The 17,312-nt window shown below is 58.0% G+C and carries 12 protein-coding genes and 2 pseudogenes; 5 read left to right on the forward strand and 9 right to left on the reverse strand.

Features of this window, described 5'->3' with window-relative positions; translation table 11 throughout:
• Positions 1 to 183: pseudogene (locus B0W55_RS31210) on the forward strand (transcriptional regulator); the annotation flags it as partial.
• A 156-nt stretch (positions 184 to 339) separates the two neighbouring features.
• Here B0W55_RS31210 and B0W55_RS31215 read toward each other — a convergent pair.
• The 4 genes and pseudogenes from B0W55_RS31215 to B0W55_RS18085 form a co-directional block, all read right to left on the reverse strand.
• A pseudogene (locus tag B0W55_RS31215) lies at positions 340 to 591 on the reverse strand (SDR family oxidoreductase); the annotation flags it as partial.
• Positions 592 to 755: 164 nt separating this feature from the next.
• On the reverse strand, positions 756 to 1,682 hold the full coding sequence (locus B0W55_RS18075) for a MurR/RpiR family transcriptional regulator (RefSeq protein ID WP_077047290.1): 927 nt from the start codon (positions 1,680 to 1,682) through the stop codon (positions 756 to 758).
• A 69-nt stretch (positions 1,683 to 1,751) separates the two neighbouring features.
• Positions 1,752 to 2,864 carry a succinylglutamate desuccinylase/aspartoacylase family protein gene (locus B0W55_RS18080; RefSeq protein ID WP_077047291.1) on the reverse strand — a complete coding sequence of 371 codons (1,113 nt, stop codon included), beginning with the start codon at positions 2,862 to 2,864 and terminating at the stop codon, positions 1,752 to 1,754.
• 59 nt (positions 2,865 to 2,923) lie between these two features.
• Positions 2,924 to 3,700, reverse strand: a complete 777-nt coding sequence (locus B0W55_RS18085) for an ABC transporter substrate-binding protein (RefSeq protein ID WP_077047292.1) — start codon at positions 3,698 to 3,700, stop codon at positions 2,924 to 2,926.
• A gap of 339 nt (positions 3,701 to 4,039) precedes the next feature.
• On the opposite strand from B0W55_RS18085, the gene B0W55_RS18090 reads away from it, so the two are divergent.
• Complete coding sequence (locus B0W55_RS18090; protein WP_256576344.1) at positions 4,040 to 5,755, forward strand: cyanophycinase; 1,716 nt, start codon at positions 4,040 to 4,042, stop codon at positions 5,753 to 5,755.
• 376 nt (positions 5,756 to 6,131) lie between these two features.
• Here the strand turns inward: B0W55_RS18090 and B0W55_RS18095 are convergent, their stop codons facing one another.
• The 4 genes from B0W55_RS18095 to B0W55_RS18110 form a co-directional block, all read right to left on the reverse strand.
• Positions 6,132 to 7,082, reverse strand: coding sequence for an enoyl-CoA hydratase/isomerase family protein (locus tag B0W55_RS18095; protein WP_077047293.1), 951 nt, complete (start codon positions 7,080 to 7,082; stop codon positions 6,132 to 6,134).
• A 772-nt stretch (positions 7,083 to 7,854) separates the two neighbouring features.
• Positions 7,855 to 8,286: a VOC family protein gene (locus tag B0W55_RS18100; protein WP_077047294.1), complete on the reverse strand. Its 432-nt coding sequence runs from the start codon at positions 8,284 to 8,286 to the stop codon at positions 7,855 to 7,857.
• 226 nt (positions 8,287 to 8,512) lie between these two features.
• The gene (locus B0W55_RS18105) at positions 8,513 to 9,676 is read right to left on the reverse strand and encodes a serine hydrolase (RefSeq protein WP_256576349.1); all 1,164 of its coding nucleotides are present in this window, start codon (positions 9,674 to 9,676) and stop codon (positions 8,513 to 8,515) included.
• Positions 9,677 to 9,856: 180 nt separating this feature from the next.
• Positions 9,857 to 11,710: a DUF1302 domain-containing protein gene (locus B0W55_RS18110; RefSeq protein ID WP_371807278.1), complete on the reverse strand. Its 1,854-nt coding sequence runs from the start codon at positions 11,708 to 11,710 to the stop codon at positions 9,857 to 9,859.
• A gap of 307 nt (positions 11,711 to 12,017) precedes the next feature.
• Here B0W55_RS18110 and B0W55_RS18115 point away from each other — a divergent pair, with 307 nt between their 5' ends.
• From B0W55_RS18115 to B0W55_RS18125, 3 genes are all read left to right on the forward strand, one after another.
• The gene (locus B0W55_RS18115; protein WP_077047296.1) at positions 12,018 to 13,565 is read left to right on the forward strand and encodes an AMP-binding protein; all 1,548 of its coding nucleotides are present in this window, start codon (positions 12,018 to 12,020) and stop codon (positions 13,563 to 13,565) included.
• A gap of 13 nt (positions 13,566 to 13,578) precedes the next feature.
• Positions 13,579 to 14,742, forward strand: coding sequence for an acyl-CoA dehydrogenase family protein (locus B0W55_RS18120; protein ID WP_077047297.1), 1,164 nt, complete (start codon positions 13,579 to 13,581; stop codon positions 14,740 to 14,742).
• A 110-nt stretch (positions 14,743 to 14,852) separates the two neighbouring features.
• Positions 14,853 to 16,109, forward strand: a complete 1,257-nt coding sequence (locus B0W55_RS18125) for an MFS transporter (protein WP_077047315.1) — start codon at positions 14,853 to 14,855, stop codon at positions 16,107 to 16,109.
• Between the two features lie 36 nt (positions 16,110 to 16,145).
• Here B0W55_RS18125 and B0W55_RS18130 read toward each other — a convergent pair whose 3' ends face one another.
• Positions 16,146 to 17,099, reverse strand: a complete 954-nt coding sequence (locus tag B0W55_RS18130; RefSeq protein ID WP_077047298.1) for a LysR family transcriptional regulator — start codon at positions 17,097 to 17,099, stop codon at positions 16,146 to 16,148.
• Positions 17,100 to 17,312 lie beyond the last annotated feature (213 nt).

Genomic DNA, 17,312 nt, shown 5'->3' on the forward strand with positions numbered 1-17,312 from the left:
GTGGTGGTGAGTATGCGGCAGTGGGGGGAGCGATTTTTGTTTGGGGTGGGGGAGACGCGGTCGGTGTTGTTGGATAACGAGTCCGGCGAGGCGCTCATGCCGATTGAGGTTCGGTCGGCGAGTGGGCGCACGCTTGGGCCGGGGGATTGTCATAGGGTGAGGGTTGTTGATGGCGGGTTGTGAGTGCGTTTCTCCACCAGCAAGCGCGCTGTCGCCAAACCAATGCCGGAACTGCCACCGGTGACGAGTGCAATTTTCCCTCCAGGTTTTTTCATGCTGCATTCCCCAAAAATTTGAGCCTGGTAATCGACGCGGTGGCGACTGAATGTTGTAGCCGCCATCGGCATCGATGATCGTGCCGGTGATGTAGGACGCGGCAGGGCTGGCAAGAAAGAGGATCGGTGCGACGACTTCTTCCAGTCGGCCAAATCGAGGGGAGCACAAGCGCTCGACCAAGGGTGTCAGAGCGTCCCGCAGATGCGCGTTAAGGTCGGTTTTCATGAACCCGGCGTGTATGACGTTGACCGTGATGTTGCGCTCGGCCGGTCGTCCAGTGGGGCTTGCACGCCTTTCTATAGATGGGAGGAGCAACAGTTGCTCGGGCGGGGAGGGTAGGCCGCCAGGACCTTAAGATCCTGGCGTAGTGGTGAAGTGGGGCAAAGCTTCAGTGGCTGGGCAACTACTCGCTGAACTTTCGCCACTGAAGTTGCATTGCTCAGCGTCCGTTGTGCCGCAGCGGCCATTTCTCACAGGCGTCAACGGCTGAGCGGCTTTCTCTTCGAGCTTGGCTTGCTATTGGCAGAAACATGCAGGTACGACAGCACGCTTTCAGTTAGCTCGGCAGAGAGCCTGACTGCTTCCTTGTTTCGCGTCATGACGGCGGCAACCAAGCCCTCGATCAATGCCAAAACAGCCGAGTTTGAGCTGATGAGTACTGGATGGTTCGCCGCAGCAAACAGTGCGTGATGCGCGATGTTGGCCAAAGGCGATGCTGGCGAGTCGGTGATGGCTAGTACCGAGGCTCCCCGTTCTTTGGCAAATCTCGCTAATTGCAGTGTGTCTTGGGAGTAACGGGGCAGTGAGATCGCCAGAAGGACGTCGGCGGGCGTGATGGATGCCAATCGATAGGCTGCGTTCTCGTTGCCACCTTCCATGCTGATGGCCTGCGCATCGGCAATGAAGGGCATCAGATTGGAGGCGGCAAGTCCTGCCATGTAGGCGCTGTTTCCAAAACCGAGGATGTAGATTTTACGCGCCTGAATCAGGGCGCTGACAAACGCTTCGAACACCACTGCGGGATTGTTGGTGTTGGTGGTGCTCAGGTTGCTGGTTGCAATTTGAAGTTGTTCAGTCAGGCCGAATTCGCCCGAGGGCCGATGGGCCATCTCGTTGCGCAATTTGTCGACAGGCGAAACCATGTCCTGCAGGGTCGCAACCAGTTCGACCTTCAATTGCGTGTAGCCCTTCAAGCCTATGGCGCGCGCAAGGCGATTGACCGCTGCCGGTGAAGTCAGAGACTCCTGGGCCAGTTCTTCGATGGTCAGCGTCGCGGCCTTGAGTGGATGACGCAGGATAAAGTCAGCCACCTTGCGCAGTGAAGGTTGTAAATCCGGTGCGGCCTCGGCGAGGTTGCGCATGATGGGCGCTGTATAAACGGTGGCATTGCGAGGAAGTTGGAGCATAAGTTGGGCCGGCCTGTCGATCAGTTGCCCCAGTGTATCTGAAGCGAGCGAAATCACGGGAGTGCCGCCTCAATCGGTCAAGAGGCGACCATGACGAATGGGGTCGCTGCCTGTGACCTTGGCTAGCCAAAGAGCGGGTTGAGCAAACCGTAGTCGCTCACGCGCATAGAGCACGCCGTTGGTGGTGGCGCAAACGCGTGTATGGCGGTCCGTGATTGGATCAAAGACTTCAAAGAGCGCGTCCCCTTTGGTTACCCGCGCACCCAATGGTTTCAGGAATGAAACGACCCCGGCGTGGGGTGCATAGGCATACTGCGCCCCTGCAAATGGCGTGGCTTCACAGTGAGAGGGAGGTACTTTTGGCCAGTCGCCGCTGATCATCTTCAGATCGCCCAGGTACGCCAGGATGGCTTCTGCGTGAGCTTCGGCCGTAACGTGACCGGTATCCGCCATACCACCCAGTTCTATGGTCGTCGCCATGCAAGCCAGCGGAATGGGGGCGTCTGGAAATTGCCTGGCCAACTGCAGCCAAGGGGTGGAGCATGCTTCGTCAAAGGAATCGCCGCCGGCCGCTTCGGCCAGTAACGCCGCGCCGGCGCCGAGTCGGTGTGCCAACGGCTCAAGTGAGTGCCAAAGCTGCGGCAGGCTATAAAGCAGAAGAATGGACTCAAAGTCGCAATGCAGATCCAGCACCACATCCGCATCACAGGCGTGAGTCAACAAAAGGCGTTGCAACCCTTCTAGCGCTGAGTTCGCTTGAGGCAGCTCGTTCAGCACTTCGTGCATGGCTGCTCTGATGACCTGGACATTATCCCTGGCCTTGCCATTCAATCGTCCGGTCACCCGGGCCGCCACCGCTTCCCCGAGTGACGGGAAATCCCGATTGAAATTCTTGCCGCTGGCAAAGTCGAATCGCCCCTGATGAGTGGCTTGAAACATCTGTGACAACCCGATGGGATTGGCTACCGGAACCAGTTCAATAGTTGCGTTCAGCCGGCCTTCTTGCTCCAGCTCGCGCAAGCGCTTTTTCAGCTCGACCGCTACGCGCATGCCCGGTAATTCATCCGCGTGCAGCGACGCCTGAATGTAGGCTTTGCGAGGGCCGCTACCAAAACGAAAAACCGACAGACGTCGTTCGATACCCGGGCTGCCCCAGGGTAGCAAGTGCTCAATGTGTTGCATGCAGAACTCCTGAAGACGGCCAAGCAGGAGTCGCTGAATCACGACTCCTGCGCAAGTGATCAGCCGCCGTAGATGTCGTAGCTGAAGTACTTGTTCTGAATCTTCTGATAGGTACCGTCTGCGCGAACGGCGTCGATGGCGGCGTTCAGTTTTTCAGCGGTTGCCGAATCGCCTTTGCGTACCGCAATACCCGCGCCGTTACCGAAGTATTTGTTATCGGTGAAGTCCGGGCCTACCAATGCGAAACCCTTGCCTGCGTCGGTTTTGATGAAGCCTTCATCGATGTTGACGATGTCGGCAAGGGTGGCGTCCAGGCGACCGGAGGCCAGGTCCAGGAACGCTTCACCCTGGGAGCCGTAGCGCACGACTTCAATCCCCGCTGCGGCGAATTTGTCACTGGCATAGCGATCGTAGGTAGACGCGCGCTGAACGCCCACTCGCTTGCCTTTGAGGTCTACAAGCGGGTCGTTGATAACGGTACCGGCCTTCATCGCCAGTTTGCCGGGGGTGTGATAGTACCTTTTGCTGAAATCGACCGATTTGAGCCGATCGGGTGTGATCGACATGGAGGACAGGATTGCGTCGATCTTGCGTACCTTGAGGGACGGAATCAATCCGTCGAACTGCTGCTCGGTCCATACACATTTGACCGCCATTTTCTCGCACAGCGCATTGCCGATGTCGTAGTCGAAACCGGTGATCGCGCCGTCTGCCGTCTTGGACGCAAAGGGGGGATAGGCCGCTTCGATACCGATGCGCAGCGTCTGTTCTTCGGCCATCGCGAATGCGCTCATGGCGGTCAACGCCACGGCGCCCAGAAGTGTGATTGTTTTCATTGTACGACTCCTTATAGCGGGTATCAGGGTGAGTAGAACGGGTCGACGAGCACGTATGGCGCTTGACTTGAATCGGGAGCCACCAGATGGTTATGAAACAATTATTTTCATAAAATGTAAAATAAGAAAATACAAGAATCACTCTGCTTTGTAAAAAAACGGATCTGGATAGATGTATAAGTTATTGAATTATAAGAATTAAACTTATTCTATTGGCATGAAATAGGTTTTTTAAGCTCCGATCAAAGCCCTTGATCATCAAAAAAATGCGGCGTATAAGATTTCACATGTCATTAGTCTGAAAGAAATATTTTCAGATCGGCGCTGTCAGGATCGGCTATGAAGCCAGTGATGTTCTCCCCACAAAAAGAGCAAATGCGGATGAGCAATGTGAGAAAGGGCAGGGTGTTGGTCGCGTTGGCTATCGCTTCTTCAGCGACGTCGGTGCTCGCGGATGGCCATTTACTGGCGGTGGGGGGCATGCTGAGGGCCAGCAATTTGCCCGTGTATCACAAATTCGTGGATCTGGCGGGCGGGTCTGGTGCGGCAAAGATTGTGATTTTCCCCACTGCCAGTGGCAGCCTGGGTTCAAGCAAACGCTTTCAAGCCGAGCTGGTGGCGTTGGGTGTGCCGGCTTCTCACGTCACGATTGCGTCGATCGACAGTAAAAATTACGCACAAACCATGAATGATCCCGAAGCCGTCAGGCCGATCACTGAGGCAAGTGCCGTGTGGTTTGTGGGGGGCGATCAAGCGCGAATTGCCAAAGCGTTGTTTAACGCTGATGGCAGTGACTCGCTGGCGATGCAGGCCGTGCGCAACGTGTATGAGCACGGCGGAGTCATCGGTGGCACGAGCGCAGGGGCGAGTATTCTCGGCGCACAGATGCCGACGGCTTACGGGGTTGTCATGGACACGCTGGACTTCGGTGTAGCGAAGTCTGCCGGGCAGCGTGGTGCGGCATTGCTCAAGGGGTCTGGCTTGTTCAAGGCCGGGATAATCGATCAGCATCTGGATCAGCTCGAAGAAACCAGTACCGGGCGAACCGCGCGCATGGCCAGTTATCTGGTCGACGACCCGCGCGGCAAGGGTTTCGGGTTGGATACCAACACCGCCATGTGGGTGAAGCCTGACGGTCAGATCGAGGTCATTGGCGAGGGGTATTTGACGGTGATGGATGCCAGCCATGCGACCAAGCGGTTCGGCGTCTACGGCACTCAATTGCATAACGTGCAGCTCGCGATGCTGGGCAATGGCGATCAATACAACCTTTCGACAAATGCAGTCTTACCGGCTGAAGGCAAGGAGGTCATCAAGCCGGGCGATGAGTATCTGGTGGGTAACCAACTGATCACCGACCTATCGGCAGTGGCGGCGATGCGCCGGGCAGTGCTGTATGGTCTGGCGGACAACACCGCAACCCGTCAGTCGGGGTTGATGACTCGCTACAATCCTGCCAATGGATACCATTACGGGTACCGGTTTGATTTCACCAAGGCCCCAGGTTTTGTTGCACACAGCAAGACTTACGACTCATTGACCAACTACACCGCACAGGGCGTGAGTCTGGATGTCACCCCGGTTGATGCGAGATTGAGACCTGCGCAAAAAAACCTGCCCACCGACATCACGGCCGATCGAGCATCCGATGCGGTGCGGGCGGTGGTTTTCCGCGGGCTGATGACCTGTAACGAGGCCAATGCCTTTGAGCCGGCCCGTGCCATTACCCGAGGGGAACTGGCCAACACATTGCAGATGACGTTGGCCGGTGAGATGAAGGTCGACAAACGACCTGTCTTCACTGACCTGCCACCGGACTCCCTTTTGTTTGATCAAGCCGAGATTGTTGTTTCCAATGGCTGGATGAAAAGTGGACCGGCGTTCGAGGCTAACAAACCAGTCACTCGGGAGGAGTGGGTTGAAGCTGCCAAGGTTTTGGTTGCGCAAGGTCGTGTCACAACGGTGGTACCTGACTCGAGTAAGGCTTCGACCGTACGCCGTGCGGAAGTGGCCGAGCTGATTGCCCGGGCTTACGATCTTGGGGACAAATCTTGAAGTCGGCTGTTATTGGGCTACGCAGTCCATGCGCGCTGACTGAATGAGTTGACTCAGACGTCTCGCTGCCAGTGACCCCAACAGAAGGTCGCATGCCAAAAAAGACGAGATGATTTGCAATTTTTCATCTCGTCCAGCTGTTCCGGAATGCCTCGTTGAACAGCATTTCCTGTCCTGGGTTTTCGCAATGGCCAGATACCCTTTGTTCGAAATCAGGGGCGACTCACACCCACGCAGTCAGCTAATTAAACGCCGAATTATTCACCGCTTTTAGGCAAACAAAAATTTCGTCTTTCATAAGAGATATCTTGCTGGAATAAAGGGCTAAGCTTGGCTTAGCCCCGGTAAAATCCGCAATGTTGCAGTCTTCTGCGCCTCAGTTTTTCTCGGCACTGACCTGGCCGGTATACTTGGGCAGATTAATTTCCACATCAGCTTTTTGTTGCAGGCCTAGTTCCATAAGGCGGCCGATATGGTGTTGGGCGGCAGGGCGTCGAACAGAGTTGAGAAAAGCGGGCCACTCCTTCCCGACGTCTTCGTTTGAAGGGAGGGAAGCTACATTCACCAGTTCCTTGATCTCGCCCAGAGATTGCTTGTCGAAAGTGGCGATGCGGCGGGCGAGAGCATCGACGAAGCCGTTCAGCTCGTTTTCGGGAAAGCTGCGGTTTACGTAACCATAACGCTCGGCCAGTTTGCCATCGATGTCGTTACCGCTTAGCAGGACCTCTAATGCACGGCCTCGGCCGATAAGGCGTGGCAGGCGCGCCATTGGGCCTCCGCCTGGGACAAAGCCGGCGCCAATTTCAAATTGGGACAGCACTGCCTTGTCGCTGGCAAAACGCATATCGCTTGCCAGGGCCAGTTCGCTGCCCACGCCGGAGGCGCGGCCGTTGATCATCGCGATGGAAACCACTGGGGACTTACTCAGGCGTACCAACATGTCCGGAAGGGGCGGCAGGCCGGTCTTCCCGTTGGGCATTTCCAGGGTCCGCTCCAGGGGCTCCGCGAAGTCGTAGTGGGTCAGGAAAAAACCAGGCACCTTACTTTCAAAGACCACCACCTTGAGTTTGGGGTCGCTTTCGATCGCGCTGATCACCTTCTCGAACTGGAAGGTAGAGTCCGGGCCATAGATGTTGAAAGGCGGGTTGTTGATCTGCACTCGCCAGTATTCGGGGCTGACCTTATCAATGAGAAACTGGTTGGGGGAGGAACTGGCGGATTTGGGGGGGCTGGCAGTGTCGGCGGCAAGGGCCTGACCAGCCATGGTGGTGCCGCCCAGCAGCATAGTAAAGGCGAGAGTGGCGCTTACGATACGTCGTGATTTCATAATGGCGGAACTCCAATTTTATGGAATGAACAACGATGAATTGACCTGAGTTTTGTTCAGGTCCACGAGCACCCGTTGATGCTCGAATTAGCAGTACCGTTTTGGCAAATATAGGCGCGATGTGGTCATGTTAATGCTCAACTTTGTGATGCCCCCTTCTGCCGGCCAGCCAACATTTCCGGTTTTTTATGGAAAATTGAACTTGGCTGTACTTCTGGAGAACCATGGGGCCACTATATTTATGATGATCATCAAGATAAACGGGCGATTTGAAATATCAGTTAATACATGGCGTAACTAATCAGCTAAAAATTCAGGAGGGATGGGCTATTGAATCCGACGTGGCTGTTGGGGAATTGCTTAAGCGCTGCTGTTCTGCTCAGTGCTGATGTCGCAATTGATAAAAAGATGCCTGGGGTGTGTCTACGAGTGTAGTGCGGTTCACGGGGCTTGCTCGACAGGCTGCTTTTGATCTTCAAGGCTAGGCGGCTATGCAGTGCATATGAACGGGGACCCAGGGGGGAACTGCTCCGGTGCACGCCTTTGGATGGGCCATGCTCGTCTGTACACAAAATAGCGGTGTAATGCTGTATGAGCGGCTGGTGCCTTGCTTGTTAAAGGCACCAGCGTCCAACTTGCGCTCGCCGTGATCGGCAAAGAGCGGCACAAAGCATTCCTTGGTGAGCGTCCGCTTATGGCCGATTGTGCCTGCCGCGAAGGACCGCAACCGACCCAAGCTGACGGTCGGTTTGGCTCAGATTCAGATTCAGATTCATATTGAGCAAGCCGGTCGCTCACCCAACCTCTCTACCAACCTTACGAGATAACCGTCGGGATCCTGGACGATGAATTCGCGCTGGCCTACCTCTACATTGTCAGCCCGATACCAAGTGTCTTTGCATTCTCGATAGAGTGGACATCCAGCCTGATCAAGTTTTTGGATGATGGGTGCGACAGCCTCAACATCGATCTGTAGGTTGATGCCTCTTCCAAACGGCTTGGTCAACGGCGCAGTCAGCCATTGACCCGCATCCGAATCAACCTGCTCAAGCATTACTTGAGCACCATTCAAATCAAGGTATGCAAATCCATCTTCCGGGCGTTGATAAGCTACTTTGAACCCCAGACGAGAAACCCAAAAAGCCAGGCTGCTATCCAGGTTGGTGACCATTAACTCCGGAACCAGTTTGTTACGTTCGACCATGAGATGACTTCCATTTCAAAAGGCTCGTTTTGCGGGCAAGCAGGTTCTGCACTGATGGCTTCGATGCCACGACAGGATCGTGGCGAGCGCGATGATGCACGCTCGGGTGGGGATTATCGAGTCGCATTGACTGACAGTTCCTGGCCGATTGCTGAGGATCACCAAAGCCGCAACCGGCCAATCGCTACCTACCGAAAAAACAACGCCTCAATCCATATCCCGGATCTCAATCACTCAACTGCGCCAATACCGCATTGACCATGTTGTTGAACGTAACCGGTGAATCGATCGCCCGGGCAGCAACCTTTGCTTCGCCATCGGCGCTGGTGGCACGCCTGGCTTGATCGGCGGTGGAGGACAATTTTACGATGACGACCTCGCGCTTCGGGTTGATATAGATTTTTTGTCCAAAGCGACCACTGGCCTCCACCGATCCTTGGCCATCATTTCGCTGATACCAATAGTTGCGGTAGGCATAACCAGGCCGGCCTGGCGCGAGGTTGCCTTGAGCGAAAATCGTTGGGTCGCCCGGCTGGAAAGTACTGCGCACGGCCTGGTTGAAACTGTCGCTGCTCGGCTTTCGGGCAAGCTCTCGGCGTACCAGTTCGGCGAAGCGGGCCGTATCGCGAAGGTTGCTGCTGATCCCGCCGCTGGCCATCTCGGTGCCCAGTTCGTCGATCTGGACATAGGCATCTTCCTGGGCAAAACGCGACCAGATGCGTTGCTGGACCAGTTGCGCCCAATTCAATCCGGATATACGTCGCAGGGCCCAGGCCATCGCCTCGGGCGAACCGTTCTGGTAAAAAAATCTGCCTTCACCCGGGGCCATTTGCGCGATTTTCAGAAAGGCATAGATATCGCCGGGCATCGTTGCGTTACGCGGGATCAACCCGGTCGCGGCGAACAGGCCGAGGTCAGGTGGCACCGCTTCGGGGTATGCCACGGCTACCTGCATATCAAGGTTGGCCTGCACCGTGGCCTCGCCGAACGGCGTACCGCTCAGCTCAGGGACATAACTGGCCAGTTTTGCCTGCGGGTCGAGGGTGCCTTCGGCGATGAACTGTGCCGCTAAAAGGCCGGTGACCGATTTGGTCATTGATGCCCAGATGTGTGGCTGGCCGGGTTCGAATCCTTCAAGGTAACGCTCAAAAATAACCTTGCCGCGTTGTAGCACGATCAGCCCGTCGGTCGAGGTGTCTTGCAGGTAGCGGGCGAGTGTCAGGTCCTCTTCGCCGGCCTTGAAAGTGACCCGGTCCAGATCGCGCATTGCAGCGTCGATCAACGACAGGGGGCGCGCAGCACGACCGATGTTGCGCGTCGCGGACACTTCACGGGCGTGCCGTGTTGACCAGCGCAGGAAGGTCGGTTGGAAGGCGTTGACTTTGTTCACACGAAACTCCGGTGCGGGTGGAAATCCTTGCATGACGCCCTTATCGGTCGAGCCATTCGCCGCGAGGGCGGGACAGGTTGCGCTGCAGAGCAGCAGCGCTACTCCCAGCACGAGATTGGCTGTGGACTTTTCAGAGGCGGGCCGGGCGGGACATTTGTGCATTGTTGTTATCCTTTACGCTTAGAAGGTGGCACCCACACCGATCGAAACGAAATCGCGATCGCCACGCGTGCCGTAGTTGCCATCGATGTAATCGGTGTAAGACAGGCTCATCGAATACTTGCTCATGAACGTAGCGTCCAGGCCGAGGCTGACGGAGCGCGAACCTTCGTTGAAGGCCGAGCCGTCGCCTGGCGAGTAACCCTTTACGTCATGCGACCAGGACAGGTTGGGTCGCAGGTCCAGACCCTGCATCACGCCTGAGTAACTCCAGGTCGCCCGCATCCGATACCCCCAGGAGAACGGTGTGACGAAGCCTTCATCGTTGCAATATTCGGGGCTGTTCGAGATGGACAGGCAGACGTTGTTGTCGATCAGCTCGCCGCTGTTATAGGCACCGGAGCGGCCATAGCGTGGCCCGTTTTTCCCCTTCAGGCCGCCGACATAAGTGGCGCCGAGCTCACCGACCAACAGCACCTGATTCGCCCCCATGACCTGGCCGAAAGAGTGCATCGCCGAGACCTGCGCCTGAGTGACTTCCTTGCGCCGATACCCATTGAACAGTGTCGAGTCGGTCGTTGGTCGCTGCCCGGGTTCGGACAACGGGCTGCGACCGTTGGCGTTGAGCAGCGACTGCAGCACATCAGTGCCATTGAGTTGCACGGGCATGTTCGGGCGGTAGCTCAACTCGCCCTGAAGCGCCGTGCCGGTGCGCAGGGTGGTGGAGAATGTCGCGCCGTACAGGCGGATATCCTCAGGGTATTGTGCGAGATACTGGGACGTGCCCATGCGCAATGCACCTGCCAGGGTCTGGCCTGAGCTGGAAGCCAGAAAGGCGCCGCAGCCGGCCGATGGCACCCCAAGGTTGCTGCACAGTTGGGGAGCGAAACGGGTATTGCTGTAATACGGGCTGCTGACCGTTCCCAGGTAAGGCGAACGGCTGTGATAGTTGGCGGCGTAAACACCGAACTCGGCATCCAGCGGCGCGACGTACCAGCGAACAGACAAGCCCCACTGGCCGCTGTTGCGAGCATCCTGATCGCCCGCTCGAGGAATGCGTACCCCTTCCTCGTTCATGACCACGCCGAATGGCCCAAGGCCTCGATTTGCCACCGAGAGGTTGACCTGCCGACCGCCGACGTCAAGGCTCTGGCAACCCTCGGGTATGAAGTCATTGCCCGAAAAGAATGTGCCACAGTTGTCCAGTTGCGTCTGTTCCCAGTCCAATTGATAGAAGGCGTCAAAGGACAGTGCCTCGTTGATGTTCTGTGTCACGTACAGCAAGTTGACCGGCACCAGCGCGTCCTTGACCTCCGAACCTGGCCGGCGCAGCGCGGCCTGGTTGAAGGGGTTGACGACGTTCAATCCGCCCTGGATAAAAATGCTCTCGCCCCAGTTCACCACTTGTTTACCCAAGCGTGCCGAACCCGGCTCACCGTTTATGTCGTAGAAGTAATAGGCGAATGCATCGAGCAGTTGGGAGCCGGCCGTCTTTGCCGATGTTTTGCGATTGTTGTCTTCGATGTTCTTGAAGCGTTGGCTGTGATCGCGTTGCGCCGTGTCGTACCAGTAGCTTCCGCGCACGAACATGCCCAGGTTGTCGAGTTTGAGTTCCAGGTCATGGGTACCTTTGAATATCGTCGAGAACACATCCCCGGATCGATAATTGCGTCGCCCGTCATTGCCGTTGGCGGCGGCCACCTGCAGCTTGTCCGGATTGGCTGTGCTGATACCAACACCTAATGCCAGGGCCGAATCGAACTGGCCTTCAACCTCACCCAGTTCAAATTGCATGGCATCAACGGGGGTGACCAGAAGACTGCACGACAGTAGTAGCAGTGATGACCGAAGACGGTCGGGACAGATAGCGTTCACTCTTAACCTCTTATTGTGCTTATTAGAGAGTGAGGGGATGGGACAACTGAACGAACATCCCGGCTGTTGAGTGCCGTTGGCTTGTTGGTTGTCGGTCGCGAGGGATAATAGGTAGGCGGCGGATCAGCTCACAAATAGCGTCTTTGGATTGTTGCCATAACACTTTGGCATGGCTGACGCAGGTGTTTGAGACGGCACGTTGAGCCAGCTAAAACCGCTATACCCGGCATCAAGAACTGATATTACGTTTGCCGTTGCGCCGCTGTTTAGGATCGTCCCGGTCTTAACTGTCGACGAGAACAACACAGTGAACCTTGGAAAAATAATCAGTCGAAGTGCCAAGTACTGGCCTGAGCGAATGGCCGTCATCGATGTCAACACGCGAGTGACCTTCGCTCAGCTCGAACAGCGTACAAACCAGCTTGCCTCGGCGTTACTGGGCCAGGGCGTCAGCATTGGCGAACACGTCGCCATCCTTGCCGAGAACCGGGTTGAACTGGTCGAGGCCGAAGTCGCGTTCTACAAGGCCGGCCTGGTGAAGGTTCCCGTCAACGCGCGCCTGTCACTGGACGAGGTCATCCAGATCATCAACGACTCTTGCAGCGTCGCGCTGATCACCACGCCAGCATTTGCCCAAGCCTTGACTGCCCGCCGGGCTCAGGTCCCCGCGCTGCGTCTGATCGTGGCGCTGGGAGAGGAGGGCGGCGATGTCGCCTACTCGGCACTGCTGAACCAGGGCGACCAGCAGCCGATCAGTTGCGACCCGCCGGACGACGCCCTGGCCGTGTTGCATTACACCTCCGGCAGTTCCGGTGTGCTGAAGGCCGCCATGCTCAGCGTCGGTAATCGCAAGGCGCTGATCCGCAAGAGCATCGCCAGCCCCACCCGGCGTGCCGCGCCGAGCGATGTCATGGCCCACGTCGGCCCGATCACCCATGCCAGCGGCATGCAGTTGATGCCGTTGCTGGCGGTCGGCGCCTGCAACCTGCTGCTGGAACGCTACGACGATCAGCTGCTGCTCCAAAGCATCGAGCGTGAACGCGTCACCCGGTTATTCCTGGTGCCCGCGATGATCAACCGACTGGTGAATTTCCCGGGCGTGGAGCGCTACGACCTCAGCAGCCTGAGTCTGGTCATGTATGGCGCTGCACCGATGGCGCCTTCTCTGGTCAAGCGCGCCATTGAAGTGTTCGGGCCGATCCTGGCACAAGGATATGGTGCCGGCGAAACCTGTTCGCTGGTCACGGTACTGACCGAGCAGGACCACCTGTGCGAAAACGGCGACTATCGACGCCTCGCCTCCTGCGGGCGCTGTTACTTCGAGACCGACCTGCGGGTGGTCAACGAGGACTTCCAGGATGTGAAGCCGGGCGAAATCGGGGAAATCGTGGTCAAGGGACCGGACATCATGCAGGGCTACTGGCGCGCGCCAGAGCTCACCGCCGAGGTCATGCGCGATGGTTACTACCTCAGTGGCGACCTGGCGACGGTCGACGACCAGGGCTATGTGTTCATCGTCGACCGCAAGAAGGAAATGATCATTTCCGGAGGCTTCAACATTTACCCGACGGAAGTCGAGCAGGTGCTCTACAACTTGCCGCAAGTCTTCGAGGCGGCGGTCGTTGGCGTGCCGGACGAGCAGTGGGGCGAGTCGGTGCGAGCCGTTATCGTACTCAAGCCAGGCACCGCACTGAGTGAGGTCGAGGTCATCGATCACTGCGCGCGAAACCTGGCCGGCTTCAAGAAACCCCGTGCTGTGGATTTCGTCAGCGAACTACCGAAGAACCCCAACGGCAAAGTGGTTCGCCGTCTTATTCGCGATGCCTACTGGCAAAACTGCGACCGCCGCATCTGACGAGGAGATCACCATGTATCAGCCAAGTGAAAAAGCCAGCCAAATCATCGAGGCCATCGGTGGCTTCATTCGCGACGAAATTCTGCCCCTTGAACAGCGCGAAGGCCTGAGTTGGGCCAAGCCCCATCCTCGCGATGTGCTGCAACAGGTCTGGCAGCGCTCCTGCGACCAGGGTTTTTACAACATCATGCTGCCCGAGGCGATCGGGGGTGCGGGGCTGAACGTTTCAGACCTGTGTGCAGTGAAAGAGTCCACGGTGCTCAGCGGTTCCATGCTGGCTCCGCACATCCTCGGTGAGCTGTCCGGTCCGCCGCGCGTGGGGCATCTGTTCAAGGTCGCGAGCCCTTGGCAAATCGAGACTTTTCTGCAACCGGTGTGCCGTGCCGAGAAGGCTGTGTGCTTCGCGCTGACCGAGAGTGAAGCCGGTTCCGATGCAACGGCAATCAGGACGACTGCACGCCGCGACGGCGAAGATTATGTGCTCAACGGCAGCAAGCGTTTCATCTCGGGTGCGCCCTATGCCGATATCGCCGTGCTGCTCGCCGTGACCGGACCTGGCGGTGGCGCCCAGGGGATTTCGGCGTTCTTCGTCGATCTGAAGGCACCAGGGGTGCGCATAGAGAGCGATTATGCGGTGATGTCCGGCGGTGGCGCCCATGGCGACATCTTCCTGGACGAAGTACGGTTGCCCGCGGCCCAGCGCATTGGCGAAGAAGGACAGGGATTCAAGCTGGCAATGGGGCGGATCACCCTTAATCGCTTGCTGCATTGCCCGACCTTGCTAGGCTTGGCGGGCCTGGCGCTGAACCTGTCGATCGACTACGCCCGTACACGCAAGCAGTTCGGTCAGCCGATCGCCATGTTCCAGTCGATCAACCACATGATCGCCGACATGGCGACCGAGTTGCATGCGGCGCGCAGCATGGTGTATGCGACAGCGGCGGTGAATGATGCCGGTGGGGATATTCGCACTCAGGCGTCCATGTGCAAGCTATTCGTGTCCGAGACCGCTTTCCGTATCGCAGACCGCGCGGTGCAGATTCACGGTGGAGCGGGGTTGCTGCGTGGCCATCCGGTGGAGTGGATTTTCCGCGCGACCCGTATGATGCGCATCCTCACCGGCACCAGTGAAATTCAGCGCAACACCATTGCCAAGGGTGTCCTGATGCCTGACTAGCAGTGCCTGCCGTACGTCCGGCCGCACCTGGCCGGACGCTCTGACAAGAACAATAACGAGAGACAACCATGACTCACACTGACAACACCGCACGCCTGGGCACGGCCTGGATGGTTGCGGTACTGCTGGCACTGCTGATGCTGGTCAACTTCCTCGACAAGGTCGTCATTGGCCTGGTTGCAGTACCGATGTCCAAGGAGCTTGGCCTGTCACCGACCGAGTTCGGGCTGGTCGGTGGCGCACTGCACTGGTTCTTCGCGATTTCCGCAGTGATCGGCGGCTTCGTCGCCAATCGCCGCCCCACGCGCACCCTGCTGTTGGGCATGGGCGCGTTCTGGGCGCTCATTCAGTTGCCGATGCTGTTCGTCACGTCCATGTGGGCAATCGTGGCCTGCCGTGTGCTGTTGGGCATCGGCGAAGGGCCGGCGTCGCCGGTGGCCACCCACGCCTTGTACAAATGGTTTCCCAACGACCGTCGCAACCTGCCGGTCGCATTGCTGCATACCGGCAGTGCCTTTGGCCTGCTGGTCGCGGGCGCGATGATCCCGTGGATCAGCGTGCATTACGGATGGCGCATGAACTTCATCGTCCTCGCTGCAATCGGCGCGGTCTGGTGCGTGTTGTGGTGGTTGCTGGGACGCGAAGGCACGCTCGATCGGATTCGCCCCGGTCAGCTCGCGCAGGACGAAGAGCGCGTGCCTTATAAACGATTGCTCACCGACAGCACGGTACTGAGCAATTACCTCTGTCATTTCGCTGCCAATTGGTCGTTGGCACTGACGCTGACCTGGGTGCCGAGCTATCTGGAGAATGGCCTGGGTATCGATCCGATCATGACCGGCCGAGTGTTTGTACTGTTCGTCATCGTCACCACGCCGCTGAGCCTGTTCATGGCCTGGTTATCGCAGCGCTTGATGCGTGGCGGCATGGCGACGCGCTGGTCACGCGGTGCGTTCGTTTCGTTCTGCCTGATTGCCAGTGGTCTTCTGAGCGCCGCGCTTTTCCTGCCGGGGCTGTCGAGCATCGAGCGGATCGTCTGCCTGACATTCAGCGGCGGCCTGGCACTGGTGATGTATTCGGTGGGGCCGGCCATGCTCGCCGAGTTCACGCCGGGCAGCCAACGCGCAGGCATCCTGGCGATTGGCAACGGCATCGCCTCGCTCGCCGGTTTGTCGGCGCCTGTGGTCACCGGAATACTGGTGCAGGGCGCGGGCGCCGAGCACCCGGCCGGCTACGGGGAGGGGTTCCTGGTCTGCGGCGCGGTGTTGGTGGTCGCGGGGCTGATCGGGTTGTTCCGGATGGATCCTCAGAAAACCCGGGAGCGGCTGCATCAGGTGGTCGGGCTCGCAGAGCCTCGGGTCAGTTGAAAGCGCCGGGCGCTGCGCAATTGAGGCGCGGCGCCCTCAGTGATGGGCCAGGCTCGATTCCTCCTCGGGCGTGCGCTCGATCAAGCTGCCTTTCCAGCGGGCGTCGACCACCGCCTCGATGAGCAGACCGCGCACCAGATCGCGCATGCACGTTGCCGCAAACGACAGCGGCTTATGCTGCGAGTAGGCCAGGGAAATGGTTCGGGTGATCCGGGGTTCCACGATCAGCCGTGCCGATATCGGTTCCAGCAGCTCCGTCAGCGGCGGCCAATTGCTGATGGTCGCCGCCAGCCCGGCGCGCACCAGGCTGCTGATGCCCGGGGCAGACTGCTGTTCGTAGCTGGAATCGAGCGTCACCCCGGTTTCCATCGCCGCTTGCTCGATACGCCGGCGCAGATGCAGGGCGCGCGGCGGCATCACCAGCCGGGTCGCCGCGGCTTCAGCCAGAGTGATGGGCGAGTTGTCAGCGTCTTGAGCCGGTGTGCCGACCCAATACAGGTCTTCGGTAAAGACCGGTTCGGCAATGACGTGTTCCAGTTCTTCAGCATTGGGCACTACCCCGAAATCCACTTTGCCCATTTCGATCGCCTGGCCGCCTTCGCGACTCAGGCCATCCCATATCGTTAGCTTGATCCCCGGAAACTTGGCCTGTGCCTGGGTGATGATGGTGGGCAGCAGTAGCGCGGACGCTGTCGCGGGTATGGAAATCGACACATGACCCATCGGATTGCCCTGGCTCGATTTGAGTTCGTCCTTCACCGAGTCGAGCTTCTGAATCACCGATCGCGCCACTTCGTACAACTGTCGGCCGGCATCGGTCAATTCAATGCCATCGTGCTGGCGGGCCAGTAACTGCATGTCCAGTTCGCTTTCCAATAAACCGATCTGGCGGCTCAAGGCGGGCTGGGCGATGAACGCCCGGCGTGCGGCATTGGAGAAGCTTCCCGCTTCTGCAATGGCGATCAAGTAACGCAGCTGTTTCAAGGTCATGGGCAAATCTCTGGCTATGCCGAACTGCTATGGCAACTATCTGAAGACGCTATTTGTCGGGGCCCAAGGCCCTACTTAGTATCCATTGATACTCAACAAGAGGCTATCGGACCCCCCATAAAGTTTGATCTTTGGACCCGCCCCGTCAGGCATTTCAAATGCGCACGGGGTGGAGCACGCATTTGTTCACTCTCTGATAAACACAATAAGAGG

The organism is Pseudomonas sp. KK4, assembly GCF_001984065.1.
GTDB lineage: Bacteria > Pseudomonadota > Gammaproteobacteria > Pseudomonadales > Pseudomonadaceae > Aquipseudomonas.

Bases quoted from the DNA above. Each gene is read 5' to 3' on its own strand.
- B0W55_RS18125 (WP_077047315.1), top strand. From the start codon at position 14,853: ATGGTTGCGGTACTGCTGGCACTGCTGATGCTGGTCAACTTCCTCGAC.
- B0W55_RS18075 (WP_077047290.1), bottom strand. From the start codon at position 1,682: ATGCTCCAACTTCCTCGCAATGCCACCGTTTATACAGCGCCCATCATG.
- B0W55_RS18100 (WP_077047294.1), bottom strand. From the start codon at position 8,286: ATGGTCGAACGTAACAAACTGGTTCCGGAGTTAATGGTCACCAACCTG.
- B0W55_RS18120 (WP_077047297.1), top strand. From the start codon at position 13,579: ATGTATCAGCCAAGTGAAAAAGCCAGCCAAATCATCGAGGCCATCGGT.
- B0W55_RS18080 (WP_077047291.1), bottom strand. From the start codon at position 2,864: ATGCAACACATTGAGCACTTGCTACCCTGGGGCAGCCCGGGTATCGAA.
- B0W55_RS18130 (WP_077047298.1), bottom strand. From the start codon at position 17,099: ATGACCTTGAAACAGCTGCGTTACTTGATCGCCATTGCAGAAGCGGGA.
- B0W55_RS18085 (WP_077047292.1), bottom strand. From the start codon at position 3,700: ATGAAAACAATCACACTTCTGGGCGCCGTGGCGTTGACCGCCATGAGC.
- B0W55_RS18095 (WP_077047293.1), bottom strand. From the start codon at position 7,082: ATGAAATCACGACGTATCGTAAGCGCCACTCTCGCCTTTACTATGCTG.
- B0W55_RS18090 (WP_256576344.1), top strand. From the start codon at position 4,040: ATGAAGCCAGTGATGTTCTCCCCACAAAAAGAGCAAATGCGGATGAGC.